General features: G+C 42.7%; 25 protein-coding genes and 1 pseudogene. 21 read left to right on the top strand and 5 right to left on the bottom strand.

What is annotated here, in order from left to right:
- Positions 1-927 precede the first annotated feature (927 nt).
- From ACFVAD_RS12570 to ACFVAD_RS12510, 13 genes are all read left to right on the top strand, one after another.
- A complete protein-coding gene (locus tag ACFVAD_RS12570; protein ID WP_386640292.1) occupies positions 928-1,308 on the top strand; it encodes a VOC family protein in 381 nt (126 codons plus the stop codon).
- A 20-nt stretch (positions 1,309-1,328) separates the two neighbouring features.
- Positions 1,329-1,829: a hypothetical protein gene (locus tag ACFVAD_RS12565; RefSeq protein WP_386640289.1), complete on the top strand. Its 501-nt coding sequence runs from the start codon at positions 1,329-1,331 to the stop codon at positions 1,827-1,829.
- A 74-nt stretch (positions 1,830-1,903) separates the two neighbouring features.
- Positions 1,904-2,254, top strand: coding sequence for a VOC family protein (locus ACFVAD_RS12560; RefSeq protein WP_386640287.1), 351 nt, complete (start codon positions 1,904-1,906; stop codon positions 2,252-2,254).
- A 78-nt stretch (positions 2,255-2,332) separates the two neighbouring features.
- On the top strand, positions 2,333-2,896 hold the full coding sequence (locus ACFVAD_RS12555) for a GNAT family N-acetyltransferase (protein ID WP_386640284.1): 564 nt from the start codon (positions 2,333-2,335) through the stop codon (positions 2,894-2,896).
- Positions 2,893-3,435 (top strand): short-chain dehydrogenase, encoded by a 543-nt coding sequence (locus ACFVAD_RS12550; protein ID WP_386640281.1) that lies wholly within the window; start codon positions 2,893-2,895, stop codon positions 3,433-3,435. Before ACFVAD_RS12555 ends, ACFVAD_RS12550 begins: the two co-directional genes overlap by 4 nt.
- Positions 3,436-3,520: 85 nt before the next feature.
- A complete protein-coding gene (locus tag ACFVAD_RS12545) occupies positions 3,521-4,048 on the top strand; it encodes an RNA polymerase sigma factor (RefSeq protein ID WP_386640278.1) in 528 nt (175 codons plus the stop codon).
- A complete protein-coding gene (locus tag ACFVAD_RS12540; protein WP_386640275.1) occupies positions 4,023-4,643 on the top strand; it encodes a hypothetical protein in 621 nt (206 codons plus the stop codon). Before ACFVAD_RS12545 ends, ACFVAD_RS12540 begins: the two co-directional genes overlap by 26 nt.
- A gap of 10 nt (positions 4,644-4,653) precedes the next feature.
- A complete protein-coding gene (locus tag ACFVAD_RS12535; RefSeq protein ID WP_386640272.1) occupies positions 4,654-5,151 on the top strand; it encodes a hypothetical protein in 498 nt (165 codons plus the stop codon).
- Positions 5,152-5,860: 709 nt separating this feature from the next.
- The gene (locus ACFVAD_RS12530) at positions 5,861-6,067 is read left to right on the top strand and encodes a helix-turn-helix transcriptional regulator (protein WP_386640270.1); all 207 of its coding nucleotides are present in this window, start codon (positions 5,861-5,863) and stop codon (positions 6,065-6,067) included.
- A 16-nt stretch (positions 6,068-6,083) separates the two neighbouring features.
- Positions 6,084-6,515: a YhfM domain-containing protein gene (locus ACFVAD_RS12525; RefSeq protein ID WP_386640267.1), complete on the top strand. Its 432-nt coding sequence runs from the start codon at positions 6,084-6,086 to the stop codon at positions 6,513-6,515.
- A 7-nt stretch (positions 6,516-6,522) separates the two neighbouring features.
- A complete protein-coding gene (locus ACFVAD_RS12520) occupies positions 6,523-6,852 on the top strand; it encodes a hypothetical protein (protein ID WP_386640264.1) in 330 nt (109 codons plus the stop codon).
- Between the two features lie 351 nt (positions 6,853-7,203).
- On the top strand, positions 7,204-7,773 hold the full coding sequence (locus ACFVAD_RS12515; RefSeq protein WP_386640261.1) for a GNAT family N-acetyltransferase: 570 nt from the start codon (positions 7,204-7,206) through the stop codon (positions 7,771-7,773).
- A gap of 114 nt (positions 7,774-7,887) precedes the next feature.
- Complete coding sequence (locus ACFVAD_RS12510; RefSeq protein WP_386640258.1) at positions 7,888-8,070, top strand: hypothetical protein; 183 nt, start codon at positions 7,888-7,890, stop codon at positions 8,068-8,070.
- 124 nt (positions 8,071-8,194) lie between these two features.
- Here the strand turns inward: ACFVAD_RS12510 and ACFVAD_RS12505 are convergent, their stop codons facing one another.
- Complete coding sequence (locus ACFVAD_RS12505) at positions 8,195-8,722, bottom strand: hypothetical protein (RefSeq protein ID WP_386640255.1); 528 nt, start codon at positions 8,720-8,722, stop codon at positions 8,195-8,197.
- A 30-nt stretch (positions 8,723-8,752) separates the two neighbouring features.
- Positions 8,753-9,196 carry an Rrf2 family transcriptional regulator gene (locus ACFVAD_RS12500; RefSeq protein ID WP_386640253.1) on the bottom strand — a complete coding sequence of 148 codons (444 nt, stop codon included), beginning with the start codon at positions 9,194-9,196 and terminating at the stop codon, positions 8,753-8,755.
- Positions 9,197-9,380: 184 nt separating this feature from the next.
- On the opposite strand from ACFVAD_RS12500, the gene ACFVAD_RS12495 reads away from it, so the two are divergent.
- A complete protein-coding gene (locus ACFVAD_RS12495) occupies positions 9,381-10,244 on the top strand; it encodes an SDR family oxidoreductase (protein ID WP_386640250.1) in 864 nt (287 codons plus the stop codon).
- 58 nt (positions 10,245-10,302) lie between these two features.
- On the opposite strand, the gene ptsG is transcribed toward ACFVAD_RS12495, so the two are convergent.
- The gene (gene ptsG / locus ACFVAD_RS12490; protein WP_386640247.1) at positions 10,303-12,360 is read right to left on the bottom strand and encodes a glucose-specific PTS transporter subunit IIBC; all 2,058 of its coding nucleotides are present in this window, start codon (positions 12,358-12,360) and stop codon (positions 10,303-10,305) included.
- A gap of 144 nt (positions 12,361-12,504) precedes the next feature.
- On the opposite strand from ptsG, the gene ACFVAD_RS12485 reads away from it, so the two are divergent.
- The 3 genes from ACFVAD_RS12485 (at position 12,505) to ACFVAD_RS12475 (ending at position 13,370) form a co-directional block, all read left to right on the top strand.
- Positions 12,505-12,702: a hypothetical protein gene (locus ACFVAD_RS12485; RefSeq protein ID WP_386640244.1), complete on the top strand. Its 198-nt coding sequence runs from the start codon at positions 12,505-12,507 to the stop codon at positions 12,700-12,702.
- Positions 12,703-12,717: 15 nt separating this feature from the next.
- Positions 12,718-12,894 carry a hypothetical protein gene (locus ACFVAD_RS12480; RefSeq protein WP_386640241.1) on the top strand — a complete coding sequence of 59 codons (177 nt, stop codon included), beginning with the start codon at positions 12,718-12,720 and terminating at the stop codon, positions 12,892-12,894.
- 281 nt (positions 12,895-13,175) lie between these two features.
- Positions 13,176-13,370, top strand: a complete 195-nt coding sequence (locus tag ACFVAD_RS12475; protein WP_386640238.1) for a transcription initiation factor TFIIIB — start codon at positions 13,176-13,178, stop codon at positions 13,368-13,370.
- 112 nt (positions 13,371-13,482) lie between these two features.
- Here ACFVAD_RS12475 and ACFVAD_RS12470 read toward each other — a convergent pair whose 3' ends face one another.
- Positions 13,483-14,037 (bottom strand): nitroreductase family protein, encoded by a 555-nt coding sequence (locus tag ACFVAD_RS12470; RefSeq protein ID WP_386640235.1) that lies wholly within the window; start codon positions 14,035-14,037, stop codon positions 13,483-13,485.
- A gap of 885 nt (positions 14,038-14,922) precedes the next feature.
- On the opposite strand from ACFVAD_RS12470, the pseudogene ACFVAD_RS12465 reads away from it, so the two are divergent.
- From ACFVAD_RS12465 to rlmD, 4 genes and pseudogenes are all read left to right on the top strand, one after another.
- Positions 14,923-15,300, top strand: a pseudogene (locus ACFVAD_RS12465) (hypothetical protein); the annotation flags it as partial.
- 134 nt (positions 15,301-15,434) lie between these two features.
- Entirely contained in the window at positions 15,435-15,962 is a 528-nt protein-coding gene (locus ACFVAD_RS12460; protein WP_386640233.1) for a sigma-70 family RNA polymerase sigma factor, read from the top strand.
- Complete coding sequence (locus ACFVAD_RS12455) at positions 15,940-16,956, top strand: DUF4179 domain-containing protein (RefSeq protein WP_386640230.1); 1,017 nt, start codon at positions 15,940-15,942, stop codon at positions 16,954-16,956. The genes ACFVAD_RS12460 and ACFVAD_RS12455 overlap by 23 nt, the downstream gene beginning before the upstream one ends.
- A gap of 117 nt (positions 16,957-17,073) precedes the next feature.
- The gene (rlmD, locus tag ACFVAD_RS12450; protein ID WP_386640227.1) at positions 17,074-18,453 is read left to right on the top strand and encodes a 23S rRNA (uracil(1939)-C(5))-methyltransferase RlmD; all 1,380 of its coding nucleotides are present in this window, start codon (positions 17,074-17,076) and stop codon (positions 18,451-18,453) included.
- A gap of 534 nt (positions 18,454-18,987) precedes the next feature.
- On the opposite strand, the gene ACFVAD_RS12445 is transcribed toward rlmD, so the two are convergent.
- Positions 18,988-21,345 carry an nSTAND3 domain-containing NTPase gene (locus tag ACFVAD_RS12445; RefSeq protein WP_386640223.1) on the bottom strand — a complete coding sequence of 786 codons (2,358 nt, stop codon included), beginning with the start codon at positions 21,343-21,345 and terminating at the stop codon, positions 18,988-18,990.
- Between the last annotated feature and the right edge of the window lie 20 nt (positions 21,346-21,365).

The raw sequence follows: 21,365 nt of genomic DNA, 5'->3' as shown, positions 1-21,365 counted from the left end.
ATAGCTTCTTTAAAATGTAAAGAAAAGCTCACCATTATTGAAGATTATGAAAAAATTCTCTCTAAAGTGTTGTCCACTTTCTTGACAGAAGACCATGGTGTTATCAAAAGCTGCGGTTGAGACCACCAAACACTGAAACTGAGAGAATGGTGGTATCAAAAGCCTCGGTTGATACCACCAAACCCGGAAACCGAGAGAATGGTGGTATCAAAAGCTGCGGTTGATACCACCAAACCCGGAAACCGAGAGAATGGTGGTATCAAAAGCTGCGGTTGAGACCATCAAACACTGAAACTGAGAGAATGGTGGTATCAAAAGCCTCGGTTGAGACCACCAAACCCGGAAACCGAGAGAATGGTGGTATCAAAAGCTGCGGTTGATACCACCAAACCCGGAAACCGAGAGAATGGTGTTATCAAAAGCTGCGGTTGAGACCACCAAACCCGGAAACCGAGAGAATGGTGGTATCAAAAGCCTCGGTTGAGACCACCAAACCCGGAAACCGAGAGAATAGTGGTATCAAAAGTTGCGGTTGAGACCACCAAACCCGGAAACCGAGAGAATGGTGGTATCAAAAGCCTCGGTTGAGACCACCAAACCCGGAAACCGAGAGAATGGTGGTATCAAAAGCTGCGGTTGAGACCACCAAACCCGGAAACTGAGAGAATGGTGGTATCAAAAGCCTCGGTTGAGACCACCAAACACTGAAACCGAGAGAATGGTGGTATCAAAAGCTGCGGTTGAGACCACCAAACCCGGAAACCGAGAGAATGGTGTTATCAAAAGCTGCGGTTGAGACTATCAAATCCTATAACCAGAAGAATCGTGGTTTCAAAAGCACTAATGGGTTAAATGTTTTTGAAATGTTAAGTAAAATATGGAAAAATGCTATAATAGTCCACAACACAAAAATAAAGGAGTGGTCTTGTGATTCAACTGGAGAACTTTCATCATGTCAGTCTAAGCGTTACGGATATTGAGAAGTCCAAGTATTTTTACGGAACGGTCCTGGGGTTCCCGGAGATAGAGCGTCCAGATTTCGACTTTCCTGGTGCTTGGTATCAGGTGGGGACTGCGCAGCTTCATCTGATTCAGAATAGCGAGGCGGAAACATTGCGGACAAGCAATAAGCTCGACAGCCGGGATGGGCATTTTGCCGTTCGGGTGAAAAGCTATGATGATACGTTGAAGTATTTGCAGCAGAAGGGGCTCGAGGTCAAGGCGAAGCCAGAAAGCAAGAGCGGCTTCAAACAGATCTTTTGCATGGACCCGGACTTGAATCTGATTGAATTTAATGAGGAGCAGTGAGTATACGAGGGGGAGGATGAATGAAGGAATTTTTGATTTGGTTATGTTTGTTGATGCTGGTTAGCGGAATGGCGGCTTGTGGGAAAACAGAAACAAGTGAGACGAAGGATGAGGCAACTGGAGCGGCTGGCGTGGAGGATAACGGTAATGAAGAGGCTGATGCTCCTGCAGAAAAAGAGGCTGAAGAGAGCGCTACGGAAGCTGCCGGCTCAGAGGAGGACGAAGAGAAACCTGCCGAATCTCAAGAGGAATCAGCAGACGAATCGGAATCCGATACAACAGAAGGCAGCGTGAACATCGCTTCCAGCGCCGATGCCATCGAGTATCTGAAGCATGTATTGGAGCTTGAGGAAAATGAAGACATCCTATTCGATGATATGGGAGGCACGCTGGAAACGGACGTTTCCGGATCCTTTTATACTATTAAGTTAATCTCCAAAGAAATGCAGAAGAACGGCGGGTCAGGAACCGTTGGCATCTATATGGTGTATGAAGATGGGACGTATATGGAGAAAATCTGATGCCTCCTTTTAGAGGATTAATGACAGTATCCACCGAATAGATGTAGGTATTCGACTGGATGGGGGTAAGGGTAATGAAAATCAAAGGATTTGGTGGAGTGTTCTGGAGATCGAACGATGTTGTGGCACTGAAAAACTGGTACAAGGAAACACTCGGGATGGGGATGGAGGATTGGAACGGCACAATCATCAAGCCGGATGAGGACAACATCACGATTTTCTCCTTATTCAGAGAGGACAATGATTATTTTCCAAAAGACCAGGCTGTCATGCTGAATTTTCAGGTGGAGGACATAGTAGGGTGGATGGAGCATTTCAAAAAGCTTGAAGTTCCACTTTTAAAAGGACCGGAAAAAAGCGAGTATGGTACATTCATCTGGATATCGGATCCAGATGGAAGATGGATCGAGATCTGGGAGAAATAATCTACATATTCGGGCTTCGCTCTATTTTGATAGAGCAAAGCTTATTTTTTATTAGAAAATAAAAAGGAGCAATAGAAAATGACAAACCCTATTTTAAAAGAGTTTCCATCTGAATTTACTACAGAAAGATTGCTCATCAGAATGCCGATGCCTGGGGATGGACCGGCAGTGTATGACGCGGTAACGGCATCCTTGGAGGAACTGAAGCCCTGGCTTCCGTTTGCGAACTATGAGCAGACGCTTGAGGGAGTGGAGGCGAATCTTCGTGAGAGTCACGCGAAGTTCCTGAAAAGAGAGGATTTGAGATTGCTAGTCTTCTTGAAAGAGACTGGGGAATTCATCGCATCGTCCGGCCTGCACCGGATCAATTGGGACGTACCGAAATTTGAGATCGGTTACTGGATTGATACGAGACAGAGTGGAAAAGGCTACATCACCGAAGCGGTCGAGGGGATTACGCGCTTCGCTTTCGAGGATCTTGCTGCGAACCGGGTGGAAATCCGCTGCGATCCGAACAACGTGAAGAGCCGTGCGGTAGCAGAGAGATTGAACTACACATTGGAAGGCATCTTGCGCAATGATGACCGTGGTGTAGATGGTAGCCTACGGGATACTTGTATTTTTGCCAAGGTGAAAAAATGAGGAAGCGTGCGCTGGTGATTGGCGGGACGGGAATGCTTTCTGAAGTGTCGCTATGGCTTGCAGGAGAGGGATATCATGTCTCGGTCGTTGGTCGAGATGCTGAACGTATGCAGAGGCTCACTGCTAGGTGTGAGCATATCAGTCCTATTTTGGTAGATTACAAGAATGAGATTCAGTTTGCTGCTGGACTGGAGCGGACAGTTGAGGAAAACGGTCCGGTTGAGTTGGTGGTGGCCTGGATTCATTCTGATGCTCCACAGGCTTTGGGGCAGGTGATTTCAACTGTCGGAAATCAAAGTGGCGAATGTTCGTTGTACCATGTGCTTGGAAGCAGGGCAGACTTACGGGAAGTAAAAGAAAGTGTAAGTATTCCGGCTGGTTGCAGCTATCATCAGGTTCAGTTGGGTTTTGTGCTGGAAGGTGAGGGCTCACGCTGGTTAAGGAATGAGGAGATTGCAGGTGGTGTGATCGATGCCATTTCTTCCCGGCGCGAGGTAAGTTTGGTAGGTGTGCTGGAGCCTTGGGAGCGGCGTCCGTGATTTGAGGTGAGCTTACAACCGCTTGCCTTTTTTTCTGATACCTTTCTATTCCTCAAACGTCTATATTGGTAGAAAGGGGGCAGCCATGGGAGAAATTGTGAACCATTTTGAATTGATTTATGAGCAGCTGAGCGATAAAGTATACAGCTATATTTACTTGCTGGTAGGCAATTCCGCAGTAGCAGAGGATTTGACACAGGATACTTTTGTAAAAGTGTATAACAAGCTTTACACATTTAAAGGGGATGCTTCAGTCTCGACGTGGGTCTTTTCGATTGCCCGCAACAAGACGATTGATTATATCCGAAGGAAACAGCGACTCGCTTTCTTTTCAATCGGAAAGAAAACATTCACCGACCCCACCCCGACACCAGGGGAGATAGTCGAAAAAGGGGAAGAAGTCGAGCGCCTTTATGCTGCAATTAATCAGCTGAAGCTGGAATATAAGGAAGTAATCATCCTAAGAAAAATTAAAGAGTTATCGATCAAGGAAACGGCAGTAGTCCTTAGCTGGAAAGAGGAAAAGGTGAAGCTCACGACAAGCCGGGCCTATTCGGCGCTGAAAAAGCTGATGAAGGAGGAGACCTATGATGAATCATTCAGAGCTGAATGAGTACGAAAAAGAGTTTCAATCATTGGATATGATTCCTAGATCAGATGCAGCGAAAAGGAAAACGCATATGAATATCGTTGCTAAAAGACCAATGACAACGAAATGGATGGGCCTCGTAGTAGCACCCGTTCTTGCGGTGGCAATACTATTAATCTTCCTTTTTGGCAGTGATATTAAGATGTTAGAAAAAGAAAACGGAAGCAGTGAAATGTCATTTCAAGATGTGATGGATTTCAAACACGAAGAAATTACAAGGGTATATGTTGCACCCGCCGTCAGCCTTGATTCTTTTAAAGACGGTATATTAAACGGGGTACCGATAAAGGGTGCGAGAGATTACGGGAATAACCCTGCATGGAACAAAGAGCTGCATTTCTATTTTTCTAGGGCCGTACTTTTGGAGGACCCAATTAAGGAAATTCCTCATCTCGATTTGGTCTTGGAGGTAGAAGGACAGGCACCACTAAAATTAAAGCTCTGGTTGTATAAGGATGGCGGTGGTTATATTAGCAAGTACACGTCAGAGGAGTTTTACGAATTGAAAAAGGAAGACGCCATGATGCTGTATGTGGTGTTTGAGGATTTTATTAGGTAGGAGGTTTATCATGTTTTCGGTAGATACTTATTTACATGCTATGAAAGAGAATCTAAAGATGAATTCTGAGTTATTGGTAGAAAATCTTCAGCGGGTTTGTGCGTATAACTTTGCAGACGAAGTAGAACTGCTCGATTTTTCCGCCTTTATGGAGCCAACAAGACTTGAGCTGAGTGTCATGATGTTTTCGATGGACAGGGAAGCGAACGAAGTTTTTTCGGAGGATTCGGCTGGTTTTGCGGGGAGTGAGGAGGTTCTGCCAGAAGTGACATATTTCCAACTGGATGAAAAGCATAGTGATGAATTTTTCAACTTTTATGAAGAAAACGAAGAAGAGATCCTGGCCCAGGAACAAAATGCGGTTGCGAGCTGGTTCCGGGATTGTTGGGTGAAAGCTTGCGGGGAGCAAGTGGTAGAGTTACCGGCATACTTCCTGTTCCATGATGAGTTTAAATCCTTGGAATTAAAGACTAATATGTGGATCGTAGATAATGATAAGTGGACATAAGGGTGAATGTAGACAGTTTGAAAAGATTGCGGCGAAGATGACAAAAATCAGGATAAGAACTATCCCTTATAATAAAAACAATTAGAAGAGATAGAAACGGTTTCCCCTATAAGCTAAACGATAAATTGCTACCCAAGTGAATACTACTCATTTGGGTAGCAATTTATCTTAGTGGCGATTTTCTTTCTGACTTAATCTGTAAGTCTATTAGAAGAAATAGGGTATAAACAATTCTTCAATCACATTTTTTTGCTATCGATGTAAAGTAAGCTTTACGTAAAAAAATCTTTACATTATAGTGGTAATAAAGATGTTTTTCCAAATGATGGGGGTGTTTTATTGAAGGATTTATATAGATTTTTTCCATTATTCTTAATAGGGTACGGGATATATTCCATTATCTTTTTTTACGATCAATACTTCTTGTTATATGTAATCTTCATTTTGTGGGGCCTTGGAGATCTGATTTATTCTTATGTGTTCAAGCCGAATGATCGGGAGGATGAAAGGACGGAGACAATCAAAAATAAGAGCGGTTTATTCTCATTTGTTATTTTGCAAAGCTGGATTATCGTTCTGGTCATCTTGCACAATTGGGGAATAACCATGACAATCAATTTTATCTTGATTTCCCTTTTAGTTGTCTCCTATTTGTTTTTTCCACTAATTATATTTATTTTTAATAGAAAATTATAAGGTGATGAGTGGGTTGCAGAATAATGTATCAGAGTTCCGCAAGAAATTTGGTTACTCGCAGGATAAGTTGGCTGAAAAGCTAGGGGTTTCCAGGCAGACAATCATCTCGATTGAAAAAGGCAAGTACAATCCTTCGCTTCCTTTGGCAATGGTCATGGCCAGGTTATTCCACGCCAAATTGGAGGATGTTTTCATTTTAGAAGAGGATGACTTTAAATAGAACGGGCGTGTGAGAAATGGAGAAATTACTAGTCGGGATTTTAGGGTTTCTGTTCTTGGTTGGGTGCCAGTCCACTTTCGGTGAAACTATGGTCTTGATGGATGAGCCACTTGAAGTTGTAAATATTTCAGAATCAAAAGGCCGGGGAGACATGAACATGGACCTCCTCCATTCCTTCAGCGACAAGGAGGAGCTTGATTTCTGGGAAAGAGCGATAACAACAGCACGGTTGCAGAGTGGGGATAGAGAACTGACCAACCCGGACTATGATGTGATGGTGGAATACAAGCCGGATAGCGATGGCGGCTTTCCGGCTCATGGCATCCATTTGTGGCTTGGGGATGAGGGGGAGAAGAGTTATTTCATGTACATAGAGGGAGCCGGGGTATATGAGACGTCTGCCAGAATGACGAACGATTTACGGGAATATATTTTGGGTGGGGAGTAGTGACCATTTGAGAGTGATCTATAGTGTTTTGAGAGAGATACATCGAAAAGAATTCATACCTGATGGGAGCCATTATGGGTTGAAGGAATTGGAGTTTGAGCAGCTGATCCGGTTTCTGGAAAATGAGCGGCTGGTTGAAAGGGTTTTGAGGGGCGAAGATAGCTTTTCGATAAAGATTGCCAGGCTTACACTTAAAGGGAAAGAGCTACTAAATGACTATCAACATTATGAAGAGAATTACCCGAAGCCGGATAATTTGAGGCAATGGGTGAAGGTGGAGAAAGATTTATATTCGAATGGTGCAGAGGCCCCCTTTGCATGTGGAAGGTGGGAATGATTATGATGAGCAAAACCAACTGCACGCCTAGTCAAAAAGCTCATCATCGTGGTTATGATGAGCAAAACCAGCTCCCCGCCCGGTCCAACCTCATCATCCGGTATGACGACCATAATGTCCCCTCTACGCCACTGAAAAGCCCTCCATCAGGTAGGATATGTCACCGCTCCACATATCCTTATCACGCAAAAGTGCCAATCATCGACTGCCTGAAATTCCATAAGACTTTAGAAGGAGAATGTTAATAAAAGTCGAAATTAGATAGTAGACATTTATTGGGGGCGATTAAGATGAAAAAATGGAACGTAAATAACGACCATATCATAATAAACATAGATGGAGTGGAAGAGAATGGCGATAAGCGCAAGTATAATAAAAGGAAAGAAAATAAGTCTTAAACCGATAGAAGAAGCGGACATACCCACCCTATGGAATCTCATCTACGGGGAGGAAAAGCCGGAGTTCAAAAAATGGGATGCGCCTTATTTTCCTTGGAAGCGGGTGGACTTTGAACCGTATGAGTCTGTCATGCTCGAAAGAATCGAAAAGGGTCTCGACACGCAGTGGCTCATCATGGCGGATGGGGACATCATCGGCAGTGTTTTCTACTACTGGGAGTATGAGACTACGAACTGGATGGAGATCGGAATTACGATCTACTCGCCTGATCATTGGAACGGCGGGTATGGAACAGAGGCGATCAAACTTTGGACATCGCACTTGTTTGAAAAGTTCCCGCAGATCCCGCGGCTTGGCTACACGACTTGGTCTGGGAACATGCGGATGATCCAGGTCGGCCTGAAGCTTGGTATGCAGGAGGAAGCGCGCATTCGGAAGGCTCGCTTCTATAACGGCGAGTATTATGATTCGGTGAAGCTTGGGGTGCTGCGCGAGGAATGGGAAGCGATGTACGGGAAGTAATAATGCAAAAGGCACACATCCGGTTAAATCCGGTGTGTGCCATTTTAAAAAGCATGAAACCATTTCTTTCAAAATTACGTACTACAATTAAACCCTTACAGGAGGATCCCGCTCATGACTCTAACCCAATGCCCGAAATGCAATCACACCGAATTCGCACATGGAACTGACTATATGCCAGTCAAGCCGCTGGATAAGAAATTCGGCAAAAGCTCACAAAAGATTTATACATTCTGCCTGGGCTGCGGCGAGGTTGTCTCGACTCGCATCGAGAATCCGTCCATCTTCCGCAAGTAGCCTAGCTATCCATTGCTCATGTAAAAACCCTCTCCTTTTACAACCATTTTATGTAAAAGGGGAGGGCGTGCGTGGACTTTTGTACACCATGGATAAAAGCCTGGCGATGTTTTTGCCAAGCGGATCAAGAGCAGGGCTCGATCTCTTCCTGCGAAAGGATGCTGATCAGCTGATCCAGATCGGAGGTTTCCACAAACACATTCGTCTTTTCGCCGATGTAGATTGCCCGCACCTCGACCTTGCACCAGAGGGAGGAGAAGATGTCATCAATCTGTCCAGCTTTCCCGGCACGAAGTCGGATGATTTGGATAACCTGCTTTTCCAGGAAATTCACTTTCAGTCCCCGCAGGATTCGGCGAACGGAAAGTGTCTCGGCAGGCGTCTCGGCTTCACTGCTGCCGACCACCACTCGAACAAAGTTCTGACTGTTGGATTTGAGCTGTGCATACGCATTGATATTGAGTTTCTGCTCCGCGAGCGCTTTTAATAGGTTGGTCAGCGTCAAATCGTCGACAGTAAAAGAAAATTGCGTTCGGAGGAGGTATTCAAAGGAATTATTGGTTGTAGGCATGGTAGGCGAAACTCCCTTTTCTGCTGTTTCTTTAATATATGCCAGATGGGCTAGTCCGTTGCCGAATAGACTGGAAAGCAAGAAAAAGACATCCGTGAGATAGGATGTCTTTTATTCTTTACTTTCCAATTTTTCTTTTTCGATAATATCTTTTACGACATCTTCAATGGTCACATTTCCTAGAGCCTTCTCCAATGCGGTCTGTGCAACGGAGAATAAGGGACCGATTGTGTTCTGGATATTCCTTCCTACAGGACAAGCAGGGTTCGGGTTTTCATGAACACTGAACAATTCATTGTCCGGTACGACATCAACCGCCTTGTAGACGTCCAGCAAGGTAATATCAGATAATTCCCTGGCAAGCTTCGCACCCGCGATACCAGGATGTACTTCCACTAACCCTGCTTTTTTTAGCATTCCTGTAATTTTTCTTATGAGGGCTGGATTGGTGTTTACACTTCCAGCCAAATACTCCGACGAGCTTACCCCGTCTTTATTAAAATCAATCAGAGTTAATATATGAACTCCTACAGCAAATCGGCTGCTGATGGACATAAGTAGTCACCTTCCTTGCATGGTTACCACAAGAATCAGTAACCTATTTAGTGTAAGTATACTATATTTATTGACAAAAACATTAAATGTAATTAATATGATTACATGTAATCGATTTGATTACAACTAAAAAGAGATTTTTGAACCAGTTAGATTTTTACAACACATATAGGAGGAATAGACAATGAAATTATTAGTTACCGGTGCAACAGGAAAATTAGGCTCAAAAGTGGTGGAGACGTTATTGAAGACGGTACCTGCCGATCAATTGGCTGTCAGTGTTCGTAATCCAGAGAAAGCGGAAGGGATGCGTGCTCGTGGAGTAGAAGTCCGCCAAGGGGATTTTGACCAGCCGGAAACATTGGATGCTGCTTTTGCGGGGATTGACCGTCTGTTAATCATTTCTGCGGATGGGGACAATGAAGCAAGAATCAGACAGCATACGAATGCGGTAGCTGCTGCAGAGCGTGCGCAAGTGAAATTTATTGCGTACACCAGTATCGGAAATGCGCGTGACAGCAAGATGTTCCTTGCTCCACCTCATCAAGCGGCAGAGGAAGCTATATTGAAAACCGGCATTCCATACTCATTTTTACGAAACAACTGGTACCTGGAAAATGAAATTCCGAGCATACAAGGTGTAATGGCTGGAGCGCCTTGGGTGACATCTGCAGGAACAGGTAAAATCGGCTGGGCACTGCAACAGGATTATGCAGAAGCTGCGGCGAGCGTATTGGCAGGAAACGGACACGAGAATACCGTCTACGAACTTTCCGGTAAGCTTCTCACACAAGAAGAGTTTGCAGCTGCGCTTGGAACGGTATTAGGCAAAGAAGTAGCGGTACAGCAAGTGGATGATGAGACTTATGCCGAGATTATGAAAGGTGCAGGGGTACCGGAATTCCTTCTTCCTTTCCTTGTAACCATTCAACAAGGCATCCGTGAAGGAGAACTGGAAGTGGAAAGCAATGACTTTGAAAAATTGCTTGGTCGCCCAGCTACACCGGTAAACGAGGCTTTGAGCCAACTTGTTAATCAAATTTCCTAAACAGAGCAAAAACCCGACCTTTATTCTGCAGGTCGGGTTTTTCGTTGTGCAGAGATATCTACCCCTTCGAAATCTCCACAATATCCTCTTCCTTCAACGCTACTTCATCATGCTTATTCAGCTTCACCTTTTCATTGTCCTGCAGGTTCGTGAAAATGATCGGCGTGATGATCGATGGCGCATTCTGCTTCAAGAAATCAATGTCAAAACGAAGCAGCTCCTGGCCTTTTGTGACCTTATCGCCCTGAGCGACAAGTGCTTCAAAGCCCTGACCCTTCAGGTTGACCGTATCGATTCCGACATGGATCAGAATCTCGCGGCCGCCATCCGATTTGATTCCAATCGCATGCTTCGTCGGGAACAGGTTGACGATTTCGCCGTCGACTGGAGATACTACGACACCTTCTGTAGGCAAAATGGCAAAGCCGTCACCCATCATTTTGCCGGAGAAGACCTGATCTGGTACATCATCAAGCGGCTTGATTTCCCCTTTGATCGGGGAGATGAAGCCTTCTGCTTCGGAGTGCGTCTGCAGGGCATCGGGATTGACCTCTTCAATCTGCTGTTCGACTTCCTTGTTCGGTTCCGTCTTTGCAGGACGAGGCGTTTTGCCGTCCATGACATCCTTGATCTGGGACTTAAGGGTATCCGATTTCGGTCCGAAAATCGCCTGGATGTTGTTTCCGACCTCAAGCACGCCGGAAGCGCCAAGCTTTTTCAAACGGTTCTTATCTACCATGCTGACTTCATTGACCTGAACGCGAAGCCTTGTGATACACGCATCAAGGTGGGAGATATTCTCTTTTCCACCCATCGCCTCCAAGACGTCAAAAGGAAGGTCGCCAGCAGTGGAGGTACTTGTTCCGTCCTCCTCTTCATCGACATCCTCACGACCCGGTGTCTGCAGATTGAACTTCTGGATCGCAAAGCGGAAGCCGAAGTAGTAGATGACCGAGAAACAGAGACCGACCGGAATGACGAGCCACCAGGCTGTACGGTTCGGCACGACCCCGAAGAGGAGATAGTCGATGACCCCTCCGGAGAAAGTCATCCCGATTTTGACGTCCAGCATATGCATCACCATGAATGACAGTCCCGCAAACACTGTATGAATCCCAAACAGGACAGGTGCTACAAACAGGAACGAAAACTCGATAGGTTCTGTAATCCCCGTTAAAAAGGAAGTAAGGGCAGCAGAGGCCATGATTCCTCCAACGACCTTCTTCTTCTCGGGACGTGCGGTGTGATAGATCGCCAGTGCAGCTGCAGGCAGACCGAACATCATGAACGGGAACTTACCGGTCATGAACGTTCCGGCAGTAGGCTTAATGCCATCGCGCAGCTGGGCAAAGAAAATCGCCTGGTCCCCACGGACAACCTGGCCTGCTTCATTCGTATAGGAGCCGAACTCAAACCAGAAAGGCGAGTAGAAAATATGATGCAAGCCAAATGGAATCAAGGCACGCTCAATGACCCCGAAGATGAAGGCTGACAAGGTAAGGTTCGTGTTGATCATACTTTCCGACAGGGTATTCAAGCCGCCCTGGATCGGTGGCCAGATGAATGTCATCAAAATTCCAAGCACAACGGCAGAGGCAGCGGTCGCAATCGGAACGAAGCGTTTCCCTGCAAAAAATCCTAGATAGGACGGCAATTCAATATTGTAGTATTTGTTGTACATAAAGGCCCCGAGTATCCCGACAATCACACCGCCGAACACCCCGGTCTGAAGCGTATTAATCCCGAGCACATTGGCGTATGCGGGGTTCTCAAGCATCCCTTCATCCACGCCGAGCACGACACCCATTGTCGCGTTCATGATGAGGTAGCCGATGATCGCAGCAAGTGCGGCTACCCCTTCTCCGCCAGCAAGTCCAACTGCGACACCGACGGCAAAGAGCACAGGGAGATTACCAAATACAATACCACCCGCAGCATCCATGACCGACGCAACCATCTGCACCCAGTCTGCTGCAAGGAACGGCATCAGCTCAATCAGATTTTCTTCTTTCAAGGCATTACCCAAGGCAAGCAGGATACCCGCCGCAGGCAACAGCGCCACCGGCAGCATCAACGCTTTCCCGACTTTCTGAAGGACACCAAATATTCGTTTCAAGTATAAAACCCTCCTAATATGTAGAATAGAAATTGGTTTTAACTTCCCCTAAAACCCACATTTTAAACAAACTGGAAAAATGAAACTTATCGGCACATATACTCGTAGAATATAGTAGAAATCATTCGGAGTGGAGGGAACAAAATGGACGCATCAATTGTTGGAGTCGGATTCGGCACCATCATCCTGTTAATCTGGATACTGAGCATCGTCGCCGTCATCTGGGTCTATTCCGATGCCAAGGATAAACAGGGCACAAATCTCGGTTGCCTCTGGGCACTAGTTGTATTCGCTGCCGGCCCGATCGGCTTGATCGCCTATTTGATTGTAAGAAACAAATAGAAGGAGTGACGCATCATGGAAGCAATCTTCGGCTTACTCTGGTTTGCGATTGGAATCATCGCCCTGTTCTGGGTGTACAGTGACGCTTCAGAAAAAAGAGGCTCCAACATCGGCTGTCTCTGGGCCCTCGTCGTCTTCCTGCTCGGCCCGATCGGCTTTATCATTTATCTGATTGTCCGCAATGCCGACTAGGAAAGTTTATTCGAGAAAAGGAGCGACCTTCTTTAAAGGGTCGTTTTTTTGATGGAGGGGAGAGCTCCGCGGATTTTTCTGACATAGCAATTTTTAAACAAACGTTTGATTAAAAAATTCTAGAGTTGTTGCGGCTCAAGGGATTGAAAAAAATAAAAGAAATTAACTTTTAAAAAAGGTTTTTCAGAAAAAAGTCCTGATGACAAATAGTTGGAAAAATGAAACAAATCACCAGTTTAATCCGTATTAATAAGTAGGATGTCAAAAGGGGGGGTTCTCACATGAAAGCAACAGAATGTCCGAAATGCGGTGCGAAGGAATTGGGGGTGGGGAAGCATAGTGGACATGGAGTGATGTATCCCAAAGATAAAATGAGTTTCGGATCAGATATTGAGTACCTTATTTGCACAGAATGTGGATATATCATAGAAGGTTACGTTAAAAAGCCAAATAAATTTAAACATACTCTCTATTGATCTTGAAGGGTGGAGAGCTACAAATAGTAAAGGTGCTTTTAGCTCGTCTATTCAACAAGTGATGGGTACCTCAGCTTTACAACTCTGAGTTGGCCGAGGTACCATGTCCCTGCTATTTTTTATAGACCGTCAGTTTAGCTTCTGCTGGTGTTCGCGTTCTCTGTGGGGGAAGTGTTTCAAAATAACCCAAGTGCAGGAACCCGGCAATCTTCTCTCCAGGCTTGACGGCTAATAGGTCACGCACTTTTGGATCATAGATATGGGAGTTTGTTTTCCATACCACTCCAAGCTTTTGTTCCCAAGCGAGCAGCTGGAAGTTTTGGATAAGCGAGCTGACCGCACCGAAATTCTCTTCCCATTGTTTTTGTCTCGGATCTTCAGCCATCACGACGATGAGGAATGCGGCAGGTTGGCTAAAATAGTTCCGACGGTTCTCCTGCATCTCTGGAGGAAACGTTTTGACGAGATCCTCCACAAAGCCATCCTTCTCGGCTGATGAGACAAAAATAAAGCGCCAAGGCTCCCGCAACCCATGGTTTGGCGCCCAGATGGCACTGTTCAACAGCTCAAGCACGGTTTCCTGTGATACTTCCTTATCGGTATAACCAGCTTTGACCGAACGGCGCTCACGAATGATCTCGGCTAATCTTGATTTTGCATGCTCCATCGTAGAATCTCCTTTTCAACTGTATTCATAGAGTTAATGTGAAATGCACATGGTTGAATTTGATAATCATTCTCACTAGCTAGTTTAATACATATTTCAATATAAATCCATGTTTATGAGTGGAAGAAGGAAGTATTCATACTATTGAAGCTAGAATTGAATATGGTGTTTTGAAATAGCTTTTTTTAAACAAACGTTTGATTAAAAAATTCAAAAGTCGTTGTGGCCCAAGGGATTCAAATAAAATAAAGAAATTAACTTTTAAAAAAGGATTTTTAGAAAAGTAACTTAAGTACATAAAAGGATGTGGAAGATTTGAAAAAAATAGCTTTTATTATGTTGCTAGCGGGAATCTTGCTTGTTTTTGGAGCTTGTTCCAAGTCCACAGAAAGTGGGGAGCAGGCGACTGGAGATAAACAGGATGACAAGAAACAGGAAGTTAGAGACGAAAAGGCATCACCAAAAACAGAAATCGGGTCAGAGGAAGGGAAAGTAGAAGGCCGTACCCCTAATTTTGACATGGAAAAATACCTGAATGAGAAATACGCGATGGATTACGTCCATTATATGGCGGAAAAATGGGAAAATGAAGACACTGGACGGACAGACTATACCGTTAAAATCATTCCTGATACTAAAGAGTATAGTGACGAGATGGATGAAAAGTTCAAGAATGGTCATGTAAAAGTGTATGAAGAAATAGAAGGTTTAAGTGAAATGGCAAAAAAGATCATGGAAGAATTGCCACAAATCAAGGAGGATATCCATATCGAATCGGTAAACTGGGTGTCTTACGATGGGGAGTTCACTGTATTGCTGATACAGGATTTTGAAAATAGGGATCTAAAGGCAGGCGATAAAGGAGCTTTATCCGGGTATACCGCTAAACAGATCGAATACGCCCGAGTCTGGCTGCTTCTTGGACCCAATCAAGAAATCGACGAATTGAATGCACATCTTATTCCAGCAGGCACTCCAATCAATCCGAATGACGACACCAGTGCCAACTATCCGGAGGACGTCATTCAGCTTGCAGGCAGCCGTCTTGTAGATGGATCGGTCACCTATAGTGGCAATGGAGATGGCACGATTAACGTGTACAACGTACCATTACGCTGGGAAACGAATGTCCCTGATGATCTGGATGAGAATTATATGCGGGAATTAACTGAGGAGATTATCGAAAACACAGAGCTCGTGTACGTCGACCCGGGTGACGATGAGAAAATTATTGAGTTGATTAAGTTGCTTAAGGTTCATTAAGGTGCAAGGGGACGGTTCCCTGCTTCGGAAGCAGAGAACCGTCCCCTTGCTTTAATTATTTTTGAAAAGTAATTAAAAAAATTGAAACTTTATTCTATATATCTTTCTCTAATGAGTGAAAGGAGGCGAAAGAAGTGGAAGAAGTTATGTTGATCAGAAGAGCCATTCAGGGTGATTCTGATGCCTTTGAACAATTGCTGATTATACACAGTGATCGATTATATAGAACTGCATATCTGTATGTTAGAAATCGTGAGGATGCTTTGGATGTCATACAGGAAACTGCTTATAAAGCTTTTTCCTCGATCAGCCAGTTACGGAATGAAAGCTTTTTCATGACTTGGATCACAAAGATTCTCATTCACTGTGCCTATGATGTAATAAAGAAAAAAAGAAACCTGGTAGCTTTGGAAGATGATGTTTTCTTACAAAGAGGTAATCCAGAAGAAAAGTTAGACCTTGTAGAAGCCATAAGGAAATTGCCAGAGAAAACTCAGACAAGTATTATACTTTTCTATTATTACGATATGAATTTGAAGGAAATAGCCAAAACCATAGAAGTACCTGAAAATACCGTTAAAACATATTTAAGCCGTGGAAAAAAACAGTTACGCAAACTACTGGGAGGGGGATATTTTGATGGACAAAGAAACATTCTCTAAAAAAATCAATGAAGTAAAGGTTCCGAAAGAAGATGTTTTACAAGCGATTAAATTTGGAGTCAATCGTGCAGTGCATGAAGCTCAGCCCAACAAAAAGAAACCTATCAAAAAGGCGATGTTATCAGCTTGTGTGGCAGCGGGACTTCTCTTATCATCCAGTCTCATCATACCGTCGTTCTCTAAAGTCATGGCAGCCGCCCCTGTTATCGGTGGTTGGTATGCCGGTTTCAATGATGTGGTCGGAAGGAGCCTGGAAGAGCAAAATCTCGTAACCGGGCTGAATCAGTCCTTTTCCAGCAACGGGATCGATGTGACGTTAACCAGCGCCTACTATGATGGATATATGATTGGGATAACGTTTGACGTGAAAGGGGAGCTTGAGGAGCATAAAGGCTATTATTATGCTTTATATGAAATATTTAATGGTGACCCGCATGCAGATGAAACAAAAGAACTGACAACATTGGAGAAAACCGCAGATGGATACTCGGGACATATCCGGATTGTCTATCCATATAAAGATTTACCTAAGAGTGATACGATTCCAGTGACATTCGAAGAGATCGGAAAGAATAAAGGGAATTGGCAATTCGATGTGCCTGTGCAACAAACCCCAGTCGAGGAACATATATTTGAAAACAAAGAAAGTGTAAATCTGGAAGGAGATGTACAATTTTATGTAGATTCCGTTCTGTATGGAAAAGCTTCCACCGCAATAATCTATAGTGTGTCTTATCCTGAAGGGGAGCTGGATTCATCATCCTTTGTAATGCTGAATGTTCAAAGTGCAGATCAGTCAATTGAAATTGACGGTTTCAAAAGCGATGGCCAAATCGATAAAATAACAGATGGAAATAGGACCACTGTTGTCCGGAAGATTGTCTTCTCCCAGGTACTTAAAAATCAAACTTTAATAGTATCACCTTCCTATAATGAGGCCTCTTCTAATGAGGCTGCTTCGCCAGTGCAACCGCTGGAAATTGAGCTTCCTTAAATAAACAAGGGGACGGTTCCCTGCTTCGGAAGCAGAGAACCGTCCCCTTGCTTTCCCCGCCTCCCTTCATATGGTACAATCGGAAAAGCATGTTAACGTGAAGGAAGAGAATAAACTATGACAGACTTACCTGTACAAAAAAATGAATTCTACGATGTCACCGTCCAGGATTTGACCCATGATGGTGCAGGAGTAGCGAAAATAGACGGCTTTCCGATTTTTATCCAGAATGCACTCCCGGATGAGGAAGTAAAGATAAAAGTCATCAAGGTCAAGAAAGGCTATGCATTCGGTCGCTTGGAGGAAATCAAAAAGCCAAGTCCGCACCGTGTGGATGCCCCTTGCCCGATCTACAAGCAATGCGGAGGCTGTCAGCTTCAGCATCTTAGCTATGAGGGTCAGCTTATTGCCAAAAGAAAGCAGGTCCAGGACGTCCTCGAGCGCATCGGACACTTAAAGGATATTCCGGTCCACCCCGTACTCGGTATGGACCACAACCCTTGGCGCTACCGCAACAAAGCCCAGGTCCCGATCGGTGAACGCGAAGGCGGCCTGATTGCAGGCTTCTATCAGCAGCGCAGCCACGAGATCATCGACATGAAGGAATGCCTCATCCAGCAGGAAATCAACGATACGGTCGTGCAAACCGTCCGTGAAATCTGTGAAAAGCATGGCGTCCGGGCTTACAATGAAAAGACACACAAAGGAACACTAAGACACGTGATGGCGCGCTATGGCCTTGTCACTGGGGAAGTGATGGTCGTGCTGATCACCCGCACCCCGGACATCCCAAACCGAAAAGCCATCGTCGAAGAGATCGCCGCGGCATTGCCGGAAGTGAAATCCGTTGTGCAAAATGTGAATCCGAAGAAAACCAACGTTATCTTTGGCGATGAAACACGCGTCCTATGGGACAACGAGTACATCTACGACTTTATCGGCGACATCAAATTCGCCATTTCCGCAAGATCCTTCTACCAGGTCAACCCGGAACAAACGAAGGTCCTGTATGACAAGGCACTGGAATATGCAGGACTGACAGGCGAAGAAAGTGTCATCGACGCCTACTGTGGCATCGGAACCATTTCCTTGTTCCTTGCCCAAAAAGCTCGAAAAGTCTTCGGCGTAGAAATCGTCCCCGAAGCCATCGAAGACGCCAAGCGCAACGCAGAACTCAACGAAATCAATAACGCAGAATTTGCAGTCGGCGAAGCGGAAGTCGTCATCCCGAAATGGTACAAAGAAGGAAACACAGCCGACGTCCTAGTGGTCGATCCGCCAAGAAAAGGCTGTGATGAAGCATTATTACAGACAATTATCGAAATGAAACCGAAGCGAGTTGTTTATGTATCCTGTAATCCTGCGACACTTGCGCGTGATCTGCGAGTGCTTGAGGATGGGGGATATAAGACAGTTGAGGTACAGCCGGTTGACATGTTCCCACATACAACACACGTCGAGTGTGTATCGCAACTCATTTTAAAAGAAGGCAACTAACTCTTTCGGAAGTTGCCTTTAAGAATCCTGATAAGGATTTACGAAATTGTAATGAATCTGAATATCGCCTTGACTATTGCAAGTTATTCTTTCAACAAGTGAATGAAGAACTTGAGGAGTTAGTTCTGTTAAGGTAATAAACTCCTTGAGTCTGCTTCCCAAATCGAAGGTGTAATTTTCACCTTCATACTATTCAATCTTAATGTTGAAGAGAATGAAGGAGCATAAATTTTAAACAGATAAGGATAAAATATATTAGAAATCCACTGGTGTGTTCACCAATAAAACCACCCATACACAAGCCAGGGTGGTTTAGTTTTATTTTATATAAGGTAATATAAACAACTTCTAATCTGAATATCCTGATCATTAAATATATCCATATAAAACCTATTGTCCTCCCAAAATAAGTGCCAAATTGACAAAGCAGGTGTCCTTGGTTTTCAACTAGTTAACTAAGCTAATTAAAAAATAAAAACTGAATATTTTTAAGTTAATACATACCTAATGATTAAGAACACAATATTATCGCCATTATTCTACTTCTGGATAATCTCTTTCAAATATTATATCAGCTGGATCTACATCTCCGGGTTCATACCCTCTATTATCATAATCATCTGGATAATCATCGAAGTCCGGTTCATTTTCTTGATAAAGGTGTCTTTCAACTGCATCATATATTTTATCTTCAGAAATAGTTATTTCAAGTATTTGTTCTACTTCAGACTTAATAGCCTCAAAATCTATCTTTTTATTTAACTGACTTCTTAATTCCTCTGCAATGAGGTTTGTAACACTAGAACGAAGTTTTTGTATTTCTTCATCGAATTCTTTAGAATGCTCCTCTGGCGGCATTAAATCATAAAAAACTTCGAAACCATCAATATCTTCTATATAGTCATAAATCTCTATTTCATCACTTAAGTAAACATCCAATGAATCAAAAAAATCCGACTCCAATTGTTCGGTTAATCCGGGAAGTGACAATTCTTTATTTTTTATTACTGATAAAACTTCAAATATTCCTTTATAATCTAAATTACTTAAGAAATCATCCTTAAACTCCTCGTTCATTAAATTCTGCTCAATCTCATAAAAGTTATATAACGCTGGTTCTTCTAGGAATTTAACTAAAAGATCCTTTTTCTCGAGTTTTTCACCAAAAAAACTTAAACTTTCATCTATTTTATGAATGCAACTTTTTATAAATGGTTTATAACTATCAGTTAGAATATTATATTTAGATATACCATAAAAAAAGTATTCAAATTTTTTATTACCAAAACTTTTTAATTTTATAAATTCTCCTGATATCAATTTACTAATCAATATTTCTTCTGCTTCTTCTTTTTCAAAAACTTTCTCAAGTTGTTCAATATATAATATAGATTCCTTAATTGCATTTAGCCCAATTTTATTTAAATGGAGATAACTGTTCATATAGTCGTTTATAGAAGGATTTAGAACCCCGATTTTTCTTGAACCATTAACATCCATAATCCTGATTAAAGATTTAGTCAATCTGGATTTTACTTCATCAAATAGATTTACTGTACTTTGTGCACGACCTTCGTGACTTAATCTATAAATAAAACAATCCTCTAAAGCATTTATATCCGTATACGTATCTGTCAAAGAAAAAAGGGTATACATAAATATTCTATCTATTTCTTCTAATTTTTGTTCAAATTCATCCGCCCATACGTCCATTGGATTATTTAAGTGATTTATAATATAGTTATAATAGTCTGAAGGACTAACATTACTATATCTATACTCTTCAGTCACAAATTCAATTATCCGTGGGTTATAGTTTCTATGCTCAATTATTTTTCTATACTTTTTATCTTTCCGCAATTCGTCAAAATAAACTTTAGGTATTCTATTTTTTGATAGATGGTTATAAAAAATCTCTGCCTTTTCTTCAAGAGAAATTCCATCTATATCAATAGTCTTAATAGGTAACTTGCCTTTGTCTAAATAACGTCTAAATTGAAGTCGCGATCTTTTTGCCTCATTAAAAATTGTAACTCTAGTATTTAAAATAAGAACTTTATTTTCATATTGTTTGATATACTTTATTAAAGATATCAATTCTAAATCTTGTCCTTCTTTTAAACTAAAGTAATGCTGTCCTAGACAATCATCTAATAATATAACCTCCTTTACATCAGGATTTTGGGATATGACACTTTTAATATTGCTAACTTGTCCATCCGTAGTGTATCTAATAATGTAATCCTCTTTGACAAATGCAGCAGCCAACATTTTTGAATTAATCGATTTTCCTACCCCTGGTGAACCCTGAACCATTAATAATCTAGATTTTTTCAAAATTTCTAAAGCTTCATTAAAAACTTTAGTTTGAACAAAATATTTAAAGTCTTCGTCAATATCTTCTAATAATACTTCACTATCAATAAATACCTTATTATTAAAGATGTCCTTTAATAATTTATCGGCTAGTAACCATAATTTAAAGTTTTTTCTAAGTATATCCTGGTTACTTTCTTCTTCTAAAAATTCTACCAAAATGTCCCTAGTAATTATGTTAAAAGTGTCTTTCATATATCCCTTAAACAACTCATAAATTTCGTTTATATTCGTCGCAGTAAGTTGTTGAGAGACACAGACGTAATATTGAGTTGGCTTCAATTCATTAACTTTATCTACTTCTTTCTTTAAAGAAGTTAATAAACTGTTAAAACTACTTTTAGCATAATGTTTCACTTGTACTACAATGTTTTTGTGTGCTACATCATCTGTTAAATCAATTCCACCATCCCTTCCTGGAGAAAAGTATCGTAATTTTACCCCTAATTTCCTGCTTAGTATATCTGCACTAAGTTTTTCAAATTCCACATCACTTAAATTAGTAAAGTCGTACAAATATTTCCCCTCCTATTAGT

Source organism: Sutcliffiella sp. NPDC057660 (genome assembly GCF_042800035.1).
Taxonomy (GTDB): domain Bacteria; phylum Bacillota; class Bacilli; order Bacillales; family Bacillaceae_I; genus Sutcliffiella_A.
This window is presented reverse-complemented; position numbering and strand designations above follow the sequence as displayed.